This window comes from Pseudomonas sp. KK18, from assembly GCF_037094675.1.
Lineage (GTDB): Bacteria > Pseudomonadota > Gammaproteobacteria > Pseudomonadales > Pseudomonadaceae > Aquipseudomonas.
Genome location: NZ_CP146605.1, coordinates 5661164 through 5681760 on the forward strand (window position 1 = coordinate 5661164; position 20597 = coordinate 5681760).

Below are 20597 nucleotides of genomic sequence, written 5' to 3' on the forward strand. Positions count from 1 at the left end.
ACTGTGAATGTGCCGGCCTCTTCGCGAGCAAGCCCGCTCCCACATTCGACTGCATTCCAAAAGTGGAACTCGGTCTAATGTGGGAGCGGGCTTGCTCGCGAAAGCGGCATCAGCAACACCGGAACATCCGGATCAAGCCCCCGCCCTCGCCTGCAAACTCAAATGCGCCCTCTCCCCCGGCGCCAGGCTCGCAGCAGCCATCGCCGACTCCACACACACAAACCCCGCAGCCTCGTTGAAGCTCACCCCCAGCAATGGTCGACTCCCCGGGTGCCACACCACCGTGTCGGCACTCTCGCCAGTGTCGATGCACAATTCGCGCTGCCAGGCATGGTCCTTGAGGTGCAGTTCACCGTCGTGCTGGAACACCCGCTGACACCCACCATCGACACGCAACTCGCCTTCCTGCTGGCACGCCTGACGATTCAGCTGGTCGTAGCCCTGCGCGCCATCGAGCCCAGACAGCGCTATCTCACCAACGTTGCCAATCCGCCAATAAGCGTGCAAAGCATGGCTCAATTGGCACGGCAGCTCGTCCTGGTGCTCGGTGGCCAGGCGCAGCTCCAGGGTTTCCCCCAGGTGTGCATGCAGGTCCACTTGCCAGTCGCATAGCTGCAATTGCCAGTGCAAACGCACGCCGTCGTCGTCGGTGCTGCTGTCCAGCAATTTCCAGTCGATCAGCCGTGCCCAACCATGGGACGGCCAGGCGTTTTCGCTGGGATGGCGGCCATACCACGGCCAACACACCGGCACGCCGCCACGGATGGCGCCGACCTGCGGCCACTTGGCAGCGCACCACAGCCAGGGCTTCTGGCCCGTGGGCTGAAAGTGCAGCAATTGCGCGCCCTGGCGACTGAACACCGCCTGGCAGAGCGGGTGATCAATCACCAGCACATCGCGCATCTGGAAGCGTTCCCAGGCGAATACCGGCCGCTCGCGCAGGGATTTGAAAAAGCGTTGCAGCGGATGCTCATGCATGTGCCACGGTCCTGAATATCTTTGCAGGCGCTGGCTTGCCTGCGATGGCATCGCCTCGGTGTGGCAGATACACCGCGGGGCGCGCATCGCAGGCAAGCCAGCTCCCACACAAAAAAAAGCGGATAGCCATGGCTACCCGCAAAATGCGCACAGAGAGAAGGAGCTTATCGCAACAACGTTAGAACGTAGACTGAATTTTCAGGCCCGCTACCACCGCGTTGTCGACTTGCTTAACACCACCTGGGTTGGCGATGTATTGCAGGTTGGGACGCACGGTCAGCCAGTTGGTGACGTGGATGCCGTAGTTCAGTTCGACGTTGTATTCGGTGTTGCGCAGCGGCGCGTAACCCGCTTCGCTGTAATCGGTGAAACCGTTGGCCTCGTTATACAGCTCGGCGTTTTTCTTCACGTCGCTGTTGGCATGGATACGGGACACACCGATACCCACGTCATCCTTGGTACGGGCGTCGAATGGGCCTTTGTACACAAGCATCACCGACTGGTAGTTGTCGACCAGGTTGGTGTCTTTGTCGTGGAAGGTGGCGTTGGCCGCGATGTTCAAGCCGCGGGAAGCGTCGCCATTGTGGGTAGTGAGTTGCTGTTGCACGACGCCCCAATAGCCGGTTTTGCTGCTGCGCACACGGTAGGCTGCCCCAGTGGTGGCTGCATCGTTGCCATTGACATCTTTAAGTACGTCGTTGGCGTCCGCGGCGCTCTTGTAGTAACCCACACGGTATTCACCCGGCAGGCCATTGACCTTAGGCGACCAGACCAATTCCACCGGAATCACGGTGCCCTTGGTGCCGCTGCCGCTGAGCTTGAAGCCGTTGCCGTGCTCCAGTTGCGACGGGTTCTGGTTGTATGCACCGATTTGCGCATACAGTTCAGGCGTGATGTTGTACTTCACGCGAATAGCCGCCTGGGCGACTGGCCAGTTGTACCAGGTGTTTACATAGTTACCGACCTGGGAGCCGCAGAACGACAGGTTCTGGAAGTCGCACGGGAAGGTGTTGAAGTCTTCGCCTTCACCGAAGTAACCGAGCTTCACGTCCAGCTTGTTGTCGAACATCTGGTGCTGAACCCAGAACTGGGTCAGACGCACCATGTGGCCTCGGCCGTCGACTTCTTGAGACGAACTCAAGGTGCCGGCACGCGGGTCACCGATACGGTCGTTGGAGATGTTTGCGCCATTACGATTGGTCAACTGGATCTTGGCCTGGGTGTTATCCCAGCCCCACAGCTTTTGCAGGTCCAGTGCCACGCCCAGACCGAACTGGTCAGCGTAACGGGCAGTCTTGTCGTTGTTGTAGCCGCCGCCAAGGTTGCCACCGACTTCACCGACGTAATCCGCCTTGATGTCGATACCTTGCTCGATCAGTTTGGTACGTTCGCCGCCCCAATCACCGGTCATCCACTTGGAGTCGGCGCTGAACGCGTCGTCCGCCATCGCATTGGCGGACAGTACCAGGGCTGCTGCTGCTGACAGTTGGCAGAACAACCGGGTGTTGTTGTGGTGCTTTTTCATCCCTACATCCTCGTCTTTATTGTTATTAACTGTTTTTATCTAACGCGGTTTACTTCTTTGTGAGAGCAGGACTCTCACAAAAGCCCCTACACATCATTTGAAACTTCAGCGTCCCTTGAATTGAGCGACGTTGTCGGCACGGTCCTGGGCAGGCAACGAAGCGGCAGTGCCCAGGCGCTCGCCGGTCTTGGCGTCGAACAGCAACACTTTGGCCGGGTCGAACTGCAAGGTCAGGGTCTCGCCCACTTGCGGCGCCACATCGGGCGCCAGGCGGCAGCAGACCTTGGTGTCATTGATTTGCACGAACACCAGGGTGTCCGGACCGGTCGGCTCGGTGACTTGCACCTCGGCCCGAATGGTCGGCGCGCCGGTGGCTTCAGCGGCAGCCAGTACGATCTGCTCCGGGCGCAGGCCCAGGATCACTTCGCGGTCTTCAAGACCGGCATCGTTCATGTTCAACGGCAATTCACAGCGGGCCTGGCCGCTGTCCAGCAGCGCCACCAGGCGGCCGTCCTTGCGTTGCAGGCGCAGTGGAATGAAGTTCATCGGCGGCGAACCGATGAAGCTCGCCACGAACAGATTGGCCGGGTCGTTGTAGATCTCTTTCGGCGTGCCGAACTGCTGGATGATGCCGTCCTTCATGACCGCCACTTTGTCGCCCAGGGTCATCGCTTCGATCTGATCGTGGGTGACGTAGACGGTGGTGGTTTTCAGACGCTGGTGCATCAGTTTCATTTCGGTACGCATCTCGACCCGCAGCTTGGCGTCGAGGTTGGACAGCGGTTCGTCGAACAGGTAGATCTTCGGGCGACGCGCCAGTGCCCGGCCCATGGCCACACGTTGTTGCTGGCCACCGGAGAGCTGGCCCGGCTTGCGATTGAGCAGGTGCTCGATCTGCAGCAGCTTGGCCACTCGCGCCACTTCTTCATCGATCGCCGCCTGGGGCATCTTGCGAATCTTCAGGCCGAATTCGATGTTCTCGCGCACGCTCATGGTCGGGTACAGCGCGTAGGACTGGAACACCATGGCGATGTCACGATCCTTGGGGCTCATGCCGCTGACGTCCTGGTCGCCGATCATGATCGCGCCACCGGTGATGTTTTCCAGGCCGGCAATGCAATTCATCAAGGTCGATTTGCCGCAACCCGAAGGGCCGACCAGGATCAGGAACTCACCTTCCTTGATCGACAGTTCGATGTTCTTCAGGGTGTCCGGCAGACCGGTACCGTAGGTCTTGTTTACGTTACGAAGTTCGAGCGTTGCCATGATTACCCCTTGACCGCGCCGGCCGTCAGGCCGCGCACGAAATACTTGCCTGCGACCACATAGACCAGCAGGGTCGGCAGCCCGGCGATCATCGCCGCCGCCATATCAACGTTATATTCCTTGACCCCGGTACTGGTGTTGACCAGGTTGTTCAGCGCCACCGTGATGGGCTGCGAATCACCGCTGGAGAACACCACGCCGAACAGGAAGTCGTTCCAGATCTGCGTGAACTGCCAGATCAGGCACACCATGATGATGGGTGTCGACATCGGCAGGATGATCAGGCGGAAGATCGTGAAGAACCCCGCGCCATCCAGGCGAGCCGCCTTCACCAGTGCATCGGGAATGCTGACGTAGTAGTTACGGAAGAACAGTGTAGTAAACGCCAGTCCGTAGACGATGTGCACGAACACCAGGCCCGTGGTGGTACTGGCCAGGCCCATCTTGCCGAGGGTGAACGAGGCTGGCAGCAGCACGGTCTGGAACGGCAGGAAGCACCCGAACAGCAACAGGCCGAAAAACAACTGCGAACCACGGAAGCGCCACATCGACAGCACGTAGCCGTTCAACGCACCGATGGCGGTGGAGATCAGTACCGCCGGAACGGTGATCTTGATCGAGTTCCAGAAGTAGCCGTCAACCGTGGCCCAGGCTTTCACCCAGCCGATGCCGGTGATCACGGTGGGCCAGCTCAGCAGGTTGCCGGTGCTGATGTCTTCCGGGGTCTTGAAGCTGGTGAGCAACATGACCACCAACGGCACCAGGTACAGCAGGACAGCGAGAATCAGCACCGCGTAGATCGCGACGCGGCTCAGGCTGATGGCAGGTTTGCCAGCAAGACTAGTCATTGCGCTTGGTCCTCAGCTCGGAGTACAGGTAAGGCACGATGATCGCGAGAATCGCACCGAGCATCAGAATCGCACTGGCCGAACCCATGCCCATCTGGCCGCGGCTGAAGGTGAAGGAGTACATGAACATCGCCGGCAGGTCGGAGGAGTAACCCGGACCACCCGCCGTCATGGCCGCCACCAGGTCGAAGCTCTTGATCGCGATGTGCGCCAGGATCATTACCGCACTGAAGAACACCGGGCGCAGGCTTGGCAGCACCACTTTCCAGTAGATGCGCGGCATGCTCGCGCCGTCGATCTGCGCCGCACGGATGATCGATTGATCAACACCGCGCAGGCCGGCAAGGAACATCGCCATGATGAAGCCGGAGGCTTGCCACACAGCAGCGATCACCAGGCAATACACCACACGGTCCGGGTCGATCAGCCAGTCCAGGCGAAAGCCTTCCCAGCCCCAGTCACGCAGCAGTTTGTCCAGGCCCATGCCTGGGTTGAGCAGCCATTTCCAGGCGGTACCGGTGACGATCATCGAGAGCGCCATCGGGTACAGGTAAATGGTGCGGATAAAACCTTCGCGACGGATTTTCTGGTCGAGGAAAATCGCCAGGGTCACGCCGATCACCAGGGTGATGCCGATGAACATGCCACCGAATACCGCGAGGTTCTTGCTCGCGACCCACCAGCGGTCGTTGTCGAACAAGCGCACGTATTGCGCCAGGCCTACGAACTTGTAGGTCGGCAGGAAAGTCGAGTTAGTGAACGACAGCACGAACGTCCACAGGATGTAGCCATAGAAGCCCACCAGAACGATGAACATGCTCGGCGCCAGCACCAGTTTGGGTAGCCAGCGCTGCAGTGCATCGAACGGCGAGGCTTTGCTGAACACAGCAACAGAACTCATGGGAAAATCCAGTACAGGGAAAAAGGACTACCGGAACATGCCTTGTGGGGGTTAGGGGTCCCCCCACAAGGCCATTCAGTGCTAACCGTTACTTGGCCGACTTGATCGCGGCAGCGAGTTTCTTCGCGGTATCCGCAGGGTCAGCTTTCGGGTCGTTGATGTAGTTGGTCACGACATCAAAGAACGCGCCTTGTACCGCCAGCGTGGTCGCCATGTTGTGCGCCATGCTCGGCTGCAGGCCACCGGTCTGGGCGTCTGCAAGGAAGTCCTTGGCGGCGGTCTGGGCGCAGGAGTCGAAGCCGTATTTGCCCATGTCTTTCAACATGTCGATACGAACCGGGATCGAGCCCTTGTTGATGCTGAAGACCTTCTGGAAGTTTTCGCTCAGCACCACCTTGGCGATGTCCTGCTGGCCGGCAGCAGTGCCCTTGTCTTTTTGCTTGAACGCAGCGAGGGAGTCGATGTTGTAGGTGAACGCCTTGTCGGTGCCCGGGAAGGCTACGCACTCGTAGTCTTTGCCGGCGACTTTCTTGGCGGCGGTCCATTCACTCTTGGCCCAGTCACCCATGATCTGCATGCCGGCCTTGCCATTGATGACCTTGGCGGCTTCCAGGTTCCAGTCCTGGCCCTTGCCGTCGGCGTCCATGTAGGTCGCGACTTTCTTCAGCTCGGTCAGGGACTTGATCATTTCAGGGCCGGTCAGGGCTTTTTCGTCGAGGTCGACCAGGGCTTTCTTGTAACCGTCAGCCCCCATGACCGAGAGCACGACCGCTTCGAAGACGGTGCTGTCCTGCCAAGGCTGGCCACCGTGGGCGAGCGCAATGAAGCCGGCTTTTTTCAGCTTGTCGCCAGCGGCGTAGAATTCTTCGAGGGTGGTAGGCGGTTTTTCGATACCGGCTTTCTTGAACACTTCCGGGTTGATCCACAGCCAGTTCACGCGGTGAATGTTCACCGGCACGGCCACGTAATCACCTTCGTACTTCACGGTATCGGAGACTTTCTTGTCCAGCAGCGAATCCCACTTCTCTTCTTTGGCGGGAACCTTCAGGACGTCGGTGTCGAGCAGCCCGGTGGACGCCCATTCCTGGATGTCGGGGCCTTTGATCTGGGCCATGCCTGGCGGGTTGCCAGCAACGGCGCGGCTTTTCAGTACGGTCATGGCAGTGGAACCGCCACCGCCGGCGACGGCACCGTCTTTCCAGGTGAAACCGTCTTTTTCAACTTGGGCCTTCAGGACATCTACTGCCGCTTTCTCGCCACCCGAGGTCCACCAATGCACAACTTCAACCGTCCCTTTCGAGTCGGCGGCAAAAGCACTGAGGGGAAACAACGAGGCAACGGAAATAGCTACGGCGAGGCGACTGATCGCTTTCATCTGAGTACCTTTTTTCTTGTTGTTATGCATGCAAGTCGGTGCTTGCGCTGCAAACGAGTTTAAACAGGGATTTTTCAGGTGCAGGTAACAAAGGGACGCCAAAATGTCACCACTTGGTGACATAGCGCCCGGTGGCCACGGCACGGGCCATGCTCGGTGACAAGGGTAGACCCGGCAGCAAGACAGACTGCCAGGCGTGGTAGAGGTCCGGTTTGCCACCCCAGATTTTCGCGCTGGGCTGGTTTTTCGGGCTCAGTTCGTGGTGCCAGCTGCCGTGGGTGCGGTCAATGAAACGGGTTTCACAGAACTCCCAGAAGCGCCGGTACCAGGTTTCGTAATGCAGCTCCCCCGTGCGCTTGAGCAGCGCCTGGGCAGCGGCACTGGCTTCGCAATGGGTCCAGTGCAGGCGCTCGCGCACCACGGGGCGCTGGCTCCAGTCGAGGGTGTAGACAATGCCGGGGGCGCCGTCGACGGCCCAGGCGTATTCACAGGCGCTGGCGAACAGGCCCTTGGCGTCGGTCACTAGCCACTCAGGGGTGACGAGCCCGGCATCCACGCGCGCAGCCTCAAGGTGCAACACCAGTCGCGCCCATTCGAAGCCGTGGCCGGGGGTGATGCCGTAGGGACGAAAACCATCGGCCGGGTTGTCTTCGTTGTAACCACGCAGGGGTTGCCAATGGCTGTCGAAATGCTCGATCACCATGTCCCTGTTTTGCGCCGCATGGGTATGAATAATCCGCTCGACGATGCGCAGTGCCCGGTCCAGCCAGCGGGTTTCACCGGTGACATCGGCCAGGGCCAGGAAGGCTTCAGTGGCGTGCATGTTGCTGTTGGCGCCGCGATAGGCTTCTACCCCGCTCCAGTCCTGGGCGAAGGACTCGAGCATCGCGCCCTCCTCTTCGTTCCAGAAGTACTGGTCGATGATGTGGATCGCGTCGTTGAGCAGGGTTTGCGCGCCGGGAGCGCCGGCCACTACTGCGGAGCTGGCGGCCAGGGCGACAAAAGCGTGCAGGTAGGCGGCCTTGCCGGTGTTGCCGTCGCGGGCGTCGGGCGTGGCGAACCAACCGCCGTGCCGGGCATCGCGCAGCGGGCCGCTGAGGGCCACGACGCCGTGTTCCACCAGGTCGGCATAACCTGGCAGGCCCAGCCCATGGGCCATGGCAAAGCTATGGGTCATGCGGGCGGTGTTCATGGTTTCGGCGACGGCATCGGGCGGCAGGACGCCTTGATCGTCGAGGTTGCCGAAGCCGTCAGGCAGCCTGGAAGCCTTGGCGAATGACAGCAGGCGCTGGCCTTCAGTGGCAAGCCAGGCGTGATGGGCAGGTGCGTTCAGCCAACTACTGGCAGGCAGTGGTTGCGTGGTCATGATTAGCCCTTTTTATTATGTGCGGGATGACGGGAGTCTAAACAAGGGCGGCGCGAGGGCAAGTAACGAAGGGGACGGGAAATGTCACCGATTGGTGACATTGATTGTGCCAGGGCCTGCAGGCGTCATGTGTAGTGACGCCTGCAGCACCTCACATCACTGCTGCCCGAGAGGGGTGATCCGGGCCGGCTGGTTGATCTGCTGCTGCAGGTTCTGCACCTGGCTTTGCAAGGCAGTGACGTTACGCGTGGTCTGGATGCGGAACACGTCGAACTCCTTGGTGGACGGACCGTCCGAAGCCGCGGCGCGGTTGTCCAGTTCGCTCTTGAGGACCACAAGGTCCTGCTCCAGGCGGGCGATGGCGGCCGTGGGGTTGCCCTGTTTTTTCAGGGCTGCGACGTCGGCGGAGAGGTCCTTGAACTCGGCGTCCCGGGACTTGAGGGTAGCCACCGCCTCCGTCAGCGCCTGGACCTGGCCCTGCAATTGCGCGTTGGCACTGGACAGTTGGGTCGTGCTGGCGGTCATCTGCTCCAGGCGCTTGTCCAGGTCAGTTGCCTGGCCGGCCACGCCCATCTGCTGCTTGCCCTGCTCCAGCAACTGGGTCTCCAGCTGCTTGATCTGCAGTTTCAGGGCCTCGCTGCCATTATTCACATTGGCTTCGCTGGCCACCACCTTGCCGGAAATATCCTGCAGGCGCCCCGCCGCTTCCTCGCTGATGCGCGCGAAGCTTTCCTGGGTCGCCACCAGTTGCTGGCCCATCAGGGAAATCTGCTGGAAGCTCCACCAGGCAAGGCCGGCGAAGGCGAACAGCAGCGCACCGACCAATGCCCACAGCGGCCCGGTACTGGCGCTCTTGACCTTGACAACCGGCGCAGGCCGGGAGCGCACGGAGGTAGCCGGCGTGGGCTCGAAATCATCGTCGTCCGAGGTGTCGGCCCGCAGGCTGGGAACGTTGTCGAAGTCGTCGTTAGCATCGTTACGCATGAATCAACCTTAAATCCTTTGAGGTGGCATATGGATAGCCAGGCGTCGGAGTATAAACCCCCGACCTGCCGCACTGATCGACCCGGGTTCGCAAATTCGGTTCCCGGTGTGTTGCCGGTTATTTAAGTCCGACGTCCTGGGCCTTCCACCAACTGCAGAACTCGTCGAGGGCCGCCCACAGGCTGACCTTGGGCTGGTAGTCGAGATAATGCCGTGCGCGGGTGATGTCGAGGGTGAAATCTTTGTTCATCACCTGCATGCCCAGCCGTGACAAAGACGGTTCCGGGCGCCCTGGCCACATGGCACAGAAGGCTTCATTGAGCGCCGCAACGCTGTAAGACAAGCCGTAGGACCGATAACGGGTGACCTGAGGCATGTCCATCTGTCGCATCACGTAGTTCACCACATCCCACACCGGCACCGGGGCACCGTTGCTGATGTTGTAGACCTTGCCCAACGCCGAGCCCGTCGCCAGCAAACTGCTGAGCAGGGCTTCATTGAGGTTGTGCACGCTGGTGAAATCGACCTTGTTCAGGCCATCGCCGACAATCGCCAGGCGGTTCTTGCGCTGCATCTTCAACAGGCGCGGGAAGATGCTCATGTCGCCGGCCCCCGTGACAAAGCGCGGGCGCAGGGCCAGCACTTCGAGGCCAAACTCCTGGGCGCCAAACACCTTTTGCTCCGCCAGGTATTTGGTGGCTGCATACGGATGCTTGAAACGCTTGGGCACTTGTTCTTCGGTCAAGCCCAGGTGGTCACGGCCGTCGAAGTAGATCGACGGCGAAGACAGGTGTACGAGGCGCCCGACCCGCTGCTTGAGGCAGGCCTCCACCACGTTTTCGGTAACCAGCACATTGCCCTGGTGGAAGTCCTGATAACGCCCCCACAGCCCCACGGCCCCGGCGCAATGCACCACGGCCTCGACGTCGCGGCACAGCTCGCGCACCAGGTCCGGATCATTCAAATCACCCTGGATAAACTCGGCGCCGCGCCGTACCAGGTGTTCCACACCTTCGGCCCGCCGCCCGTTGACCCGCACGTCCAGGCCCTGCTCCAGGGCGAAACGCGCAAAGCGCCCGCCAATGAAGCCGCTTGCGCCGGTGACCAGAATTTTCATGACTTACTCCGCATTCTTTCGTTTTTCATCGCTGTTGCCTTGACGCTGGCCATCACGCCAACGGCACCAACCATTGCCCCGTTGTGTGTGCCAGATGATCCGTCAGCAGGCCCAGCAATTGTCCACCACTGCGCCAATGATGCCAGTACAGCGGCACATCGATCGGCTTATCTGGCAATAACTCCACCAACACGCCCTTTTCCAGTTGGTCGCGCACCTGCAGTTCGGGCACCAGGCCCCAGCCCAATCCGGCTTCCGTCAGGCGAATAAAACCTTCGGACGAGGGGCATAGATGGTGTTCGAAACCACCGTCGACGCCCAGGGACGCCAGGTAGCGATGCTGAAGGAAATCATCCGGGCCGAACACCAGCGCCGGCGTGCGGGCCAGTTGATCGGCCCGCACGCCATCGGGAAAGTGCCGGGCGACAAACGCCGGGCTGGCCAGCGCCCGATACCGCATCGCGCCGAGCAACAGGCTGCGGGCACCGGCCACCGGGCGTTCGCTGGCGCAAATACAGGCTGCTACTTCGCCGGCGCGCATGCGCTTGAGGCCGACGGTCTGGTCTTCTACCACCAGGTCCAACAGCAAATGCTGCTCGGCGCAGAAGTCGCTCACCGCCTCGGCCCACCACGTGGCGAGGCTGTCGGCATTCAAGGCGATGCGCAGGCGCTCGGGCATGCCCTCTTCATCCAGCGCGGGCACCTGGCTTTGCAGGTCGCGCTCCAGCAATCGTACCTGTTGCACGTGGTTGAGCAGGCGGCGGCCGATCTCGGTGGGCGTCGGCGGCGTGGCACGTACCAGCACCGGCTGGCCGATTCGCGCCTCCAACAGCTTGATGCGCTGGGAAATCGCCGATTGGGAAATTCCCAGTACCTGCGCGCCCCGCTCGAAGCCGGCCTGTTCCACCACCGCCGCCAGGGCGGAAAGCAATTTATAGTCGAACATCAGTTTTCCTAATGAGCGATCAGCAATATTGGTTTTTCTTATACAACCTTGGACGGGAGAATAGCCAGCATCGCTTCTTCTTATTCAAGGACCTCCACATGGCTGGCGAAACCGCCCTGGCAACCCTGCTGCGCAGCATGAGCCCACAGCTCAATGACGGCGACTACGTGTTCTGCACCCTGGCCGACAGCCGAACCCCCGAAGGTTGCGAGGTGATCGGCAGCTTCCGCGAGCAGGAAGGCCTGACGTTGATCGTCGAGCGCCAGCAGGCCGAGCGCGCCGGACTGGCCTTCGACTATGTGGCTGCGTGGATCACCCTCAACGTGCATTCGGCCCTGGAAGCGGTCGGCCTGACCGCCGCGTTCGCCACGGCCCTGGGCCAGGCCGGGATCAGTTGCAACGTGATTGCCGGCTACTACCACGATCACCTGTTTGTCGGCCGCGCCGATGCCGAGCGCGCCATGACGGTGTTGCGGCAATTGGCGGCGGGCGCGGAGTAAATCCTATGTGGCAAAGCTATATGAACGGCCTGTTGGTGGCCTTTGGTTTGATCATGGCGATCGGCACCCAGAACGCGTTTGTGCTGGCGCAGAGCGTGCGGCGCGAACATCACCTGCCGGTGGCGGCACTGTGCGTGGTGTGCGACGCGATCCTGGTGGCCGCCGGCGTATTCGGCCTGGCCACCGTGCTGGCGCATAACCCGGTATTGCTGGCGATTGCCCGCTGGGGTGGCGCGGCGTTCCTGCTCTGGTACGGTACCCTCGCCCTGCGCCGGGCCTGCTCGAAGCAGAGCCTGGGCGAGGGCGAGAACCTCAAGGTACGCTCGTTGAAGGCGGTGATGCTCAGCGCCCTGGCGGTGACGTTGCTCAACCCCCACGTGTACCTGGACACCGTCTTGTTGATCGGCTCCCTCGGCGCCCAGCAAACCGAACCGGGCGCCTACGTGGCCGGCGCCGCCAGCGCTTCGTTCCTGTGGTTCATGACCCTGGCCCTGGGCGCCGCATGGCTGGCACCGTGGCTGGCGCGCCCCGCCACCTGGCGGATTCTGGACCTGCTGGTAGCCGCCATGATGTTCAGCGTGGCCTATCAATTAATCAGCGCAGCGTAGATATTCCAAAACGCTCTGGAACCTCTATCCCACACAGTTGTTGCGTGGTTTTGCCGCACCCCCGGTGCTATGATCCAGCCCCTGCGCCGCAAAGAGTACAAACTCCCCGGCGCTTGTTTGGCCGCCCGTGATCGGCCTTGCGCTCACCGCAACTGACCTGATTAGGAGAATCATCATGGCTTTCGAATTGCCGCCGCTGCCCTACGCACACGATGCCCTGCAGCCGCACATTTCCAAGGAAACCTTGGAATACCACCACGACAAGCACCACAACACCTATGTCGTGAACCTGAACAACCTGGTGCCTGGCACCGAGTTCGAAGGCAAGACCCTGGAAGAAATCGTCAAGTCTTCTTCGGGCGGCATCTTCAACAACGCCGCTCAGGTCTGGAACCACACTTTCTACTGGAACTGCCTGGCGCCAAACGCTGGCGGCCAACCTACCGGCGCACTGGCTGAGGCGATCAACGCTGCCTTCGGTTCGTTCGACAAGTTCAAGGAAGAGTTCACCAAGACTTCGGTCGGCACCTTCGGTTCCGGTTGGGGCTGGCTGGTGAAAAAGGCTGACGGTTCCCTGGCACTGGCCAGCACCATCGGCGCCGGCAACCCGCTGACCAGCGGCGACACCCCGCTGCTGACCTGCGACGTCTGGGAACACGCTTACTACATCGACTACCGCAACGTGCGTCCAAAGTATGTGGAAGCGTTCTGGAACCTGGTCAACTGGAAGTTCGTGGCTGAGCAGTTCGAAGGCAAGACCTTCACCGCTTAAGTACCGCTTGCAGTAGAAAGAGCCCGGCGATTGCCGGGCTTTTTTGTGGGCGATTACAAATGGAAAAATGCCAGGAAAACGCTGGAACTCATCAAAAGGATTTCGCCACGCAGCATGTAAGAGGAATGTCCCTCTGATTGACTGCAGGAGAACTTGATATGGATCTAGCATCTTTGATCGGCATGGCCCCTCAAGCACTTAACGTGTTCGATAACGTGACAGATAAGGGCCTGGACGTCCTGGACAAAAGCTTGGGCATCCTTGATAAGACCGTGGACATAGCTCGACAGGCCTTGGGGCAAATCGACCCTCAGGCGCAAGACCAGCCACAACCGCCGAAAATTTCGTTTACCTGATGGGCGCTGACGCTCGACGGTTTGTTTCGCTGGCCTGAAAAACCCGCGCTCGTCCTGAAAAGACAGTATAAGAAGTCGGCACGTACGATCCGCCGACTTCACTCCATGCCAGGCCTGCCTTTCCATTCCCCCTCCCAACGTCTTACCCCCGGACGCGCTCATCTAAACTGCAAAACCTGCCCTGGCCGCAATGTCCCTTTGACTGCCCTCACGGGATTGCCAATACTCATGGCATATTGAGGCTACCCGCATGGAACAAGGAATAACCCTTTGAAGCTGGAACTCAAAAACAGCTTGTCGGTGAAGTTGCTACGGGTGGTACTGCTTTCGGCATTGGCCGTGGGCGTGGTACTGAGCGCGGCGCAGATCGTCTTTGATGCGTACAAGACGCGCCAGGCCGTGGCCGGTGATGCCCAGCGCATCCTCGACATGTTTCGCGACCCGTCCACCCAGGCCGTCTACAGTCTGGACCGGGAGATGGGCATGCAGGTCATCGAAGGCCTGTTCCAGGATGATGCCGTGCGCATGGCCTCCATCGGCCACCCCAACGAAACCATGCTCGCGGAAAAAACCCGCGACCTGCAACAATCCCCGAGCCGCTGGCTGACCGACCTGATTCTGGGCCAGGAACGCACGTTCACCACGCCGCTGGTGGGGCGCGGGCCTTACAGCGAGTACTACGGTGACCTGAGCATCACCCTCGACACCGCCACCTATGGCAAAGGGTTTCTTGTCAGTTCGGTGATCATTTTCATCTCCGGGGTGCTGCGGGCGCTGGCCATGGGGCTGGTGTTGTACCTGGTCTATCACTGGCTGCTGACCAAGCCGCTGTCGCGCATCATCGAGCACCTGAGTTCGATCAACCCCGACCGCCCCAGCGAGCACAAGATCCCGCAGCTCAAGGGCCACGAGAAAAACGAGCTGGGGCTCTGGATCAACACCGCCAACCAGTTGCTCGAATCCATCGAGCGCAATACGCACTTGCGCCATGAGGCGGAAAACAGCCTGCTGCGCATGGCCCAGTACGACTTCCTGACCGGCCTGCCGAACCGCCAGAAACTGCAGGAGCAACTGGACAAGATCCTGATCGACGCCGGCCGCCGGCAACGCCGGGTCGCCGTGTTGTGCGTGGGGCTGGATGACTTCAAAAGCGTCAACGAGCAGTTCACCTACCAGGCCGGCGACCAGTTGCTGCTGGCCCTGGCCGACCGCCTGCGCGCCCACAGCGGCCGCCTCGGCGCCCTCGCCCGCCTCGGCGGCGACCAGTTCGCCCTGGTGCAGGCCGATATCGAGCAGCCCTACGAAGCCGCCGAATTGGCACAAAGCATCCTCGACGACCTGGAAGCCGAATTCGCCCTCGATCACGAACAGATCCGCCTGCGTGCCACCATCGGCATTACCCTGTTCCCGGAAGACGGCGACAGCACCGAGAAGCTGCTGCAAAAAGCCGAACAGACCATGACCCTGGCCAAGAGCCGCTCGCGCAACCGCTACCAGTTCTATATCGCCAGCGTCGACAGCGAAATGCGCCGCCGCCGCGAGCTGGAAAAGGATCTGCGCGACGCCTTGAGCCGCGAGCAGTTTCACCTGGTGTACCAGCCGCAGATCAGCTATCTCGACCACCGTGTGGTGGGTGTCGAAGCGTTGATCCGCTGGCAGCACCCGGAGCACGGCCTGGTGCCGCCCGACCTGTTTATCCCCCTGGCCGAACAGAACGGCACCATCATTGCCATCGGCGAATGGGTACTGGACCAGGCCTGCCGGCAACTGCGGGAATGGCATGACCTGGGCTTCACCGAGCTGCGCATGGCGGTCAACCTGTCGACCGTACAGTTGCACCACGCCGAGCTGCCACGGGTGGTCAACAACCTGCTGCAAATCTACCGCTTGCCGCCGCGTAGCCTGGAGCTGGAAGTCACCGAGACCGGCCTGATGGAAGACATCAGCACCGCCGCCCAGCACCTGCTGAGCCTGCGCCGCTCCGGGGCACTGATTGCGATTGATGACTTCGGCACCGGCTATTCGTCCCTGAGCTATCTGAAAAGCCTGCCGCTGGACAAGATCAAGATCGACAAGAGCTTCGTCCAGGACCTGCTGGATGACGACGACGATGCGACCATCGTGCGGGCGATCATCCAGCTCGGCAAAAGCCTTGGCATGCAGGTGATCGCCGAGGGTGTGGAGACCGCCGAACAGGAGGCCTACATCATCTCCGAGGGTTGCCACGAGGGTCAGGGCTACCACTACAGCAAACCCTTGCCGGCACGGGAGTTGGTGACCTACTTGAAGCAGGCCCAGCGCAATAACGCCGCCATCCTCTGAAGCGATGCCGGCCATCGGGGCCACGCGCGCCGATGGCCGGCAAATCGATACTAAATATTTCCTGCTTATAACGCTTTACACAAAATGCAAATCTTTCGCATTATGTCGCAGTTTTGCGCGCCCCCCGCGTGCCCCATCAACAACCGAAGCAGGATGTTCGCCATGATTCGTATGCCCCTGGCCACCGCCAGCCTTCTCGCCATTGCCATTTCGCTCGCCGGTTGCGGTGAAGGCAAAGACAAGGCCGCCGCGCCTCAAGCCCCGGCCGCCGCCAGCACCACCGCCCCGGCGGCTGCCCCGGCAGGCCAGGTAGACGAGGCCGCCGCCAAGGCCGTGGTCGCGCATTACGCTGACATGGTGTTCGCGGTGTACAGCGATGCCGAGTCCACCGCGAAAACCCTGCAAACCGCGATCGACACTTTCCTTGCCAACCCGAACGACGACACCCTGAAAGCGGCCCGTACCGCCTGGATCGCCTCGCGCGTGCCGTACCTGCAGAGTGAAGTGTTCCGCTTCGGCAACACCATCATTGACGACTGGGAAGGCCAGGTGAACGCCTGGCCCCTGGACGAAGGCCTGATCGACTACGTCGACAAGACCTACGAACACGCCCTGGGCAACCCTGGCGCCACCGCCAACATCATCGCCAACAACGAGATCCAGGTCGGCGAAGACAAGGTCGATGTCAAAGACATCACCCCGGAAAAACTCGCCAGCCTGAATGAGCTGGGCGGTTCCGAAGCCAACGTAGCCACCGGCTACCACGCAATTGAATTCCTGCTCTGGGGCCAGGACCTGAACGGCACCGGCCCGGGCGCCGGCAACCGTCCAGCGTCGGACTACATGACCGGTGATGGCGCCACTGGCGGCCACAACGAGCGCCGCCGCACCTACCTGCGCGCCGTGACTCAACTGTTGGTCAGCGACCTGGAAGAAATGGTCGGCAACTGGAAGCCCAACGTCGAAGACAACTACCGCGCCACGCTGGAAGCAGAACCTGCGACCGATGGCCTGCGCAAGATGCTGTTCGGCATGGGTAGCCTGTCCCTGGGCGAGCTGGCCGGTGAGCGCATGAAGGTTTCCCTGGAAGCCAACTCGCCGGAAGACGAACAGGACTGCTTCAGCGACAACACCCACAACTCGCACTTCTACGACGCCAAGGGTATTCGTAACGTTTACCTGGGTGAGTACACCCGCACCGACGGTACCAAGATGACCGGCGCCAGCCTGTCCTCCCTGGTGGCCAAGGCCGACCCGGCGGCCGATGAAGCGTTGAAGGCTGACCTGGCCTCCACCGAAGCGAAGATCCAGGTGATGGTGGACCACGCCAACAACGGCGAACACTACGACCAGTTGATTGCTGCCGGTAACGACAAAGGCAACCAGATCGTACGTGACGCCATCGCCGCATTGGTGAAGCAGACCGGTTCGATCGAACAGGCTGCTGGCAAGCTGGGCATCAGTGACTTGAACCCGGATAACGCTGATCACGAGTTCTGATCAGTGCCGCGTTGAATGAGGCGACCTTCGGGTCGCCTTTTTTGTGCCTGCCCTCCAAGCTCCATCAACCAGCACAAATCACCTGTGGGAGCGGGCTTGCTCGCGAAAGCGGTGGGTCAGCCAATGCATCCGTTGACTGATACACCGCTTTCGCGAGCAAGCCCGCTCCCACACTTGATCTGCCACGTCTCCAACGCCCCCCCGGTTTACTTGCCCTGCACCGCAGGTAGAATGGCGCCTTTCCTGTCACCCCGAGCGGACCTCATGGCGTTGCCGACCTTACGGATAATCGGTTTCATTATCGGCATCTTCCTGATCACCCTGGCGATCGCCATGGTCATCCCCATGGCGACCCTGGTGTTTTTTGAACGCACCAGCGACCTGCCGTCGTTCCTCTGGGCCAGCCTGATTACCTTTATCGCGGGCCTGGCACTGGTCATCCCCGGCCGCCCGGAACACGTGCACCTGCGCCCGCGGGACATGTACCTGCTGACCGTCTCCAGCTGGCTGGTGGTGTGCATCTTCGCCGCACTGCCATTCCTGCTGACCCAGCACATCAGCTACACCGACTCGTTCTTCGAAAGCATGTCCGGCATCACCGCCACCGGTTCCACGGTGCTCAGCGGCCTGGACACCATGTCCCCGGGCATCCTCATCTGGCGCTCGCTGCTGCACTGGCTCGGCGGTATCGGCTTTATCGGCATGGCGGTGGCGATCCTGCCGCTGCTGCGCATCGGTGGCATGCGCCTGTTCCAGACCGAATCCTCCGACCGCTCGGAAAAGGTCATGCCCCGCTCACACATGGTGGCGCGCCTGATCGTGGCGGCGTACGTGGGCATCACCATCCTCGGCAGCCTGGCGTTCTGGTGGGCCGGGATGGGGCTGTTCGATGCGATCAACCATGCGATGTCGGCGATTTCTACCGGCGGGTTTTCCACTTCCGACGAATCCCTGGCCCACTGGAAACAGCCGGCGGTGCACTGGGTGGCCGTGGTGGTGATGATCATGGGCAGCCTGCCGTTCACCCTGTATGTGGCCACGATGCGTGGCAACCGCCGGGCGCTGATCAAGGATCAGCAGGTGCAAGGCTTGCTCGGGTTGCTGGTGGTGACCTGGCTGGTGCTCGGCACCTGGTATTGGTGGACCACCGACCTGCCTTGGCTGGACGCGCTGCGCCACGTGGCGGTGAACGTCACCTCTGTGGTGACCACCACCGGTTTCGCACTCGGGGACTACAGCATCTGGGGCAATTTCTCGCTGATGCTGTTCTTCTACCTGGGCTTTGTGGGCGGTTGCTCCGGCTCCACGGCTGGCGGGATCAAGATCTTCCGTTTCCAGGTCGCCTACATCCTGCTCAAGGCCAACTTGAACCAGTTGATTCACCCGCGAGCGGTGATCAAGCAGAAGTACAACGGCCATCGCCTCGATGAAGAAATCGTGCGGTCGATCCTGACCTTCTCGTTTTTCTTCGCCATCACCATCTGCGCCATCGCCCTGGCCCTGTCGTTGCTGGGCCTGGACTGGATGACCGCGTTGACCGGCGCCGCCAGTACCGTGTCCGGCGTGGGCCCGGGCCTGGGTGAAACCATCGGCCCGGCCGGTAACTTCTCCACCCTGCCGGACGCGGCCAAGTGGATCCTGTCATTCGGCATGCTGCTGGGCCGGCTGGAGATCATTACGGTGTTTGTGCTGTGCATTCCGGCGTTTTGGCGTCACTGACAGGCAGCTCATGCAACCGCGCCCGGTACTCGCCGGGCGTGGCATCGAACCAGCGGCGAAACGCACGAAAGAAGTTGCTCGGGTCGGCAAACCCCAACAGGTAGGCAATTTCCAGCAGGGTCATGCTCGGCTGCGCCAGGTATTGCTCGGCCAGTTCGCGGCGGGTGTCGTCGAGCAAGGTCTGGAAACTCGTACCCTCCTCCTGCAAGCGGCGCTGCAAGGTGCGCTGGGACAGGTGCAACGTCTGCGCAACCACTTCACGCTTGGGCTCGCCCTGGGGCAGCAATCGGCATAGCACCTGCCGCGCCTTGTGGGTCACCCGGCTCTCGGAAAACCGCGCCAGGTACTCCCCGGCAAAACGATCGTGCAACAACGCCATCGCCTCGTTCGCCGTGGGCAACGGCGCCTCCATATCGGCCCGTTCGAAGATCAGCGCGTCATAGGGCGCGTTGAACACCAGCGGTGCATGGAAGGCTTGTTTGTAGGGCGCCAGGTCCGCTGGCTGATCGCCCTGCACCAGCACCTTGCGCGGTTGCAACGTGCGCCCGGTCAGCCAGCCGCATAACGCCAGGGCACTGGCCAGGGACGCTTCGGCACTTTGCCGGGTAGGCGGCAGGTGGTCGCCGTGCACCGTCAGAATCAGCGCATAACCTTCGGGTAACAGGCGGAAACTCAGGTCGGCACTTTCAGCAATGATTCGCTGGTAACGCACCAGCCGCATAAAACCTTCGGCCAGGGTATTGCTGGACATCAAGGCGTAGCCGGCCACATGAAACGACGCCGGGCGCACCACCTTGCCCATGTTCAAGCCAATCGCCGGGTTGCCCGACAGCTCGACCGCGCGCTGCCAGAGCCGGGTCATGGAGTCCTGGGGGAAGCGTGCATCCGGGTCATTCAGCGCGGCGTAATCCAGGCCAAGCTGCTTGAACAAGGCACGGCAATCCAGGCCGTCCATTTCCAGCGCCTTGACTATCCCCATCGCCCAGCTTGCAGAAGTCGTTCGTTCGCTCATGGCGTTTTCTTAACAAGGAAGGCTGAAACGACAGCCAGGAATCCGAAGGATACTAAAGTGGCATCTATTGTCACTGGCTGTTACCACTGATGACTCTAGACTCAAATAAGCTCCCCGCCGAACATCTGTCGGGCAGAACAATAACCAGAGGGCCGACCACTGTGGAAAATGCCAGGCAATTCAACAGCTTCGCCGATTTCTACCCGTATTACCTGAGCGAACACGGCAACAGTACGTGCCGTCGCCTGCACTTTATCGGCACCAGCCTCGTTATCTTCATTCTCGCGTTGGCGATCGGCAAAGGTGCGTGGTGGCTGCTGCTGGCGCTGCCGGTGGCCGGCTACAGCTTTGCCTGGATCGGCCATTTCTTCTTTGAAAAGAATCGCCCGGCGACCTTCCAGCATCCGCTGTACAGCCTGTTGGGGGATTTCGTGATGTACCGCGACATGATTCTGGGCAAGGTGCCGTTCTAGCCCCACGCTTGAAGAACAATAAGAGAGGC

Annotated in this window: 19 protein-coding genes; 8 read left to right on the plus strand and 11 right to left on the minus strand. The window is 61.0% G+C overall.

The features are described 5' to 3' along the window. Positions 1-132: 132 nt before the first annotated feature. The 10 genes from V6607_RS25550 to V6607_RS25595 form a co-directional block, all read right to left on the minus strand. The gene (locus tag V6607_RS25550; protein WP_003213018.1) at positions 133-978 is read right to left on the minus strand and encodes a D-hexose-6-phosphate mutarotase; all 846 of its coding nucleotides are present in this window, start codon (positions 976-978) and stop codon (positions 133-135) included. A 178-nt stretch (positions 979-1156) separates the two neighbouring features. Then, positions 1157-2503 carry a carbohydrate porin gene (locus tag V6607_RS25555; protein WP_134327217.1) on the minus strand — a complete coding sequence of 449 codons (1347 nt, stop codon included), beginning with the start codon at positions 2501-2503 and terminating at the stop codon, positions 1157-1159. Between the two features lie 105 nt (positions 2504-2608). Then, positions 2609-3769, minus strand: a complete 1161-nt coding sequence (ugpC, locus tag V6607_RS25560; RefSeq protein ID WP_017475738.1) for a sn-glycerol-3-phosphate ABC transporter ATP-binding protein UgpC — start codon at positions 3767-3769, stop codon at positions 2609-2611. Between the two features lie 2 nt (positions 3770-3771). Further along, the gene (locus V6607_RS25565; protein WP_003213012.1) at positions 3772-4617 is read right to left on the minus strand and encodes a carbohydrate ABC transporter permease; all 846 of its coding nucleotides are present in this window, start codon (positions 4615-4617) and stop codon (positions 3772-3774) included. Continuing rightward, positions 4610-5518, minus strand: a complete 909-nt coding sequence (locus V6607_RS25570; RefSeq protein WP_003213011.1) for a sugar ABC transporter permease — start codon at positions 5516-5518, stop codon at positions 4610-4612. The genes V6607_RS25565 and V6607_RS25570 overlap by 8 nt, the downstream gene beginning before the upstream one ends. Before the next feature lie 88 nt (positions 5519-5606). Then, complete coding sequence (locus V6607_RS25575) at positions 5607-6893, minus strand: ABC transporter substrate-binding protein (protein WP_134327218.1); 1287 nt, start codon at positions 6891-6893, stop codon at positions 5607-5609. A 106-nt stretch (positions 6894-6999) separates the two neighbouring features. Continuing rightward, the gene (locus V6607_RS25580; RefSeq protein ID WP_134327219.1) at positions 7000-8259 is read right to left on the minus strand and encodes an AGE family epimerase/isomerase; all 1260 of its coding nucleotides are present in this window, start codon (positions 8257-8259) and stop codon (positions 7000-7002) included. 156 nt (positions 8260-8415) lie between these two features. Further along, complete coding sequence (locus V6607_RS25585) at positions 8416-9243, minus strand: hypothetical protein (RefSeq protein WP_003213005.1); 828 nt, start codon at positions 9241-9243, stop codon at positions 8416-8418. A 118-nt stretch (positions 9244-9361) separates the two neighbouring features. Then, a complete protein-coding gene (locus tag V6607_RS25590; RefSeq protein ID WP_003213003.1) occupies positions 9362-10360 on the minus strand; it encodes an NAD(P)-dependent oxidoreductase in 999 nt (332 codons plus the stop codon). A 52-nt stretch (positions 10361-10412) separates the two neighbouring features. After that, complete coding sequence (locus V6607_RS25595) at positions 10413-11306, minus strand: LysR family transcriptional regulator ArgP (RefSeq protein ID WP_134327220.1); 894 nt, start codon at positions 11304-11306, stop codon at positions 10413-10415. A gap of 98 nt (positions 11307-11404) precedes the next feature. Between V6607_RS25595 and V6607_RS25600 the strand changes: the two genes are divergently transcribed. The 7 genes from V6607_RS25600 to V6607_RS25630 all read left to right on the plus strand — a co-directional run bounded on the left by V6607_RS25600 (position 11405) and on the right by V6607_RS25630 (position 19083). Continuing rightward, on the plus strand, positions 11405-11806 hold the full coding sequence (locus tag V6607_RS25600; protein ID WP_134327221.1) for an ACT domain-containing protein: 402 nt from the start codon (positions 11405-11407) through the stop codon (positions 11804-11806). Positions 11807-11811: 5 nt separating this feature from the next. Next, complete coding sequence (locus tag V6607_RS25605; RefSeq protein ID WP_338741470.1) at positions 11812-12414, plus strand: LysE/ArgO family amino acid transporter; 603 nt, start codon at positions 11812-11814, stop codon at positions 12412-12414. A gap of 175 nt (positions 12415-12589) precedes the next feature. Continuing rightward, positions 12590-13186 (plus strand): Fe-Mn family superoxide dismutase, encoded by a 597-nt coding sequence (locus tag V6607_RS25610; protein ID WP_003212997.1) that lies wholly within the window; start codon positions 12590-12592, stop codon positions 13184-13186. A gap of 158 nt (positions 13187-13344) precedes the next feature. Then, on the plus strand, positions 13345-13542 hold the full coding sequence (locus V6607_RS25615) for a hypothetical protein (protein WP_003212995.1): 198 nt from the start codon (positions 13345-13347) through the stop codon (positions 13540-13542). 270 nt (positions 13543-13812) lie between these two features. Then, positions 13813-15864 (plus strand): GGDEF domain-containing phosphodiesterase, encoded by a 2052-nt coding sequence (locus tag V6607_RS25620; protein WP_134327222.1) that lies wholly within the window; start codon positions 13813-13815, stop codon positions 15862-15864. A 162-nt stretch (positions 15865-16026) separates the two neighbouring features. Then, positions 16027-17364, plus strand: a complete 1338-nt coding sequence (locus V6607_RS25625; RefSeq protein WP_003212990.1) for an imelysin family protein — start codon at positions 16027-16029, stop codon at positions 17362-17364. 264 nt (positions 17365-17628) lie between these two features. Further along, positions 17629-19083, plus strand: a complete 1455-nt coding sequence (locus V6607_RS25630) for a TrkH family potassium uptake protein (protein ID WP_003212988.1) — start codon at positions 17629-17631, stop codon at positions 19081-19083. Here V6607_RS25630 and V6607_RS25635 read toward each other — a convergent pair. Continuing rightward, positions 19040-20095 carry an AraC family transcriptional regulator gene (locus V6607_RS25635; RefSeq protein WP_003212986.1) on the minus strand — a complete coding sequence of 352 codons (1056 nt, stop codon included), beginning with the start codon at positions 20093-20095 and terminating at the stop codon, positions 19040-19042. The two genes, V6607_RS25630 and V6607_RS25635, sit on opposite strands and share 44 nt — an antisense overlap. A gap of 161 nt (positions 20096-20256) precedes the next feature. Between V6607_RS25635 and V6607_RS25640 the strand changes: the two genes are divergently transcribed. Then, the gene (locus V6607_RS25640; protein ID WP_003212984.1) at positions 20257-20568 is read left to right on the plus strand and encodes a DUF962 domain-containing protein; all 312 of its coding nucleotides are present in this window, start codon (positions 20257-20259) and stop codon (positions 20566-20568) included. The last annotated feature ends 29 nt before the right edge of the window (positions 20569-20597 follow it).

What these genes read in the sequence shown, in the direction of transcription:
- V6607_RS25550 (WP_003213018.1), bottom strand. Translation starts at nt 978, where the DNA reads ATGCATGAGCATCCGCTGCAACGCTTTTTCAAATCCCTGCGCGAGCGG.
- V6607_RS25555 (WP_134327217.1), bottom strand. Translation starts at nt 2,503, where the DNA reads ATGAAAAAGCACCACAACAACACCCGGTTGTTCTGCCAACTGTCAGCA.
- ugpC (WP_017475738.1), bottom strand. Translation starts at nt 3,769, where the DNA reads ATGGCAACGCTCGAACTTCGTAACGTAAACAAGACCTACGGTACCGGT.
- V6607_RS25565 (WP_003213012.1), bottom strand. Translation starts at nt 4,617, where the DNA reads ATGACTAGTCTTGCTGGCAAACCTGCCATCAGCCTGAGCCGCGTCGCG.
- V6607_RS25570 (WP_003213011.1), bottom strand. Translation starts at nt 5,518, where the DNA reads ATGAGTTCTGTTGCTGTGTTCAGCAAAGCCTCGCCGTTCGATGCACTG.
- V6607_RS25575 (WP_134327218.1), bottom strand. Translation starts at nt 6,893, where the DNA reads ATGAAAGCGATCAGTCGCCTCGCCGTAGCTATTTCCGTTGCCTCGTTG.
- V6607_RS25580 (WP_134327219.1), bottom strand. Translation starts at nt 8,259, where the DNA reads ATGACCACGCAACCACTGCCTGCCAGTAGTTGGCTGAACGCACCTGCC.
- V6607_RS25585 (WP_003213005.1), bottom strand. Translation starts at nt 9,243, where the DNA reads ATGCGTAACGATGCTAACGACGACTTCGACAACGTTCCCAGCCTGCGG.
- V6607_RS25590 (WP_003213003.1), bottom strand. Translation starts at nt 10,360, where the DNA reads ATGAAAATTCTGGTCACCGGCGCAAGCGGCTTCATTGGCGGGCGCTTT.
- V6607_RS25595 (WP_134327220.1), bottom strand. Translation starts at nt 11,306, where the DNA reads ATGTTCGACTATAAATTGCTTTCCGCCCTGGCGGCGGTGGTGGAACAG.
- V6607_RS25600 (WP_134327221.1), top strand. Translation starts at nt 11,405, where the DNA reads ATGGCTGGCGAAACCGCCCTGGCAACCCTGCTGCGCAGCATGAGCCCA.
- V6607_RS25605 (WP_338741470.1), top strand. Translation starts at nt 11,812, where the DNA reads ATGTGGCAAAGCTATATGAACGGCCTGTTGGTGGCCTTTGGTTTGATC.
- V6607_RS25610 (WP_003212997.1), top strand. Translation starts at nt 12,590, where the DNA reads ATGGCTTTCGAATTGCCGCCGCTGCCCTACGCACACGATGCCCTGCAG.
- V6607_RS25615 (WP_003212995.1), top strand. Translation starts at nt 13,345, where the DNA reads ATGGATCTAGCATCTTTGATCGGCATGGCCCCTCAAGCACTTAACGTG.
- V6607_RS25625 (WP_003212990.1), top strand. Translation starts at nt 16,027, where the DNA reads ATGATTCGTATGCCCCTGGCCACCGCCAGCCTTCTCGCCATTGCCATT.
- V6607_RS25630 (WP_003212988.1), top strand. Translation starts at nt 17,629, where the DNA reads ATGGCGTTGCCGACCTTACGGATAATCGGTTTCATTATCGGCATCTTC.
- V6607_RS25635 (WP_003212986.1), bottom strand. Translation starts at nt 20,095, where the DNA reads ATGAGCGAACGAACGACTTCTGCAAGCTGGGCGATGGGGATAGTCAAG.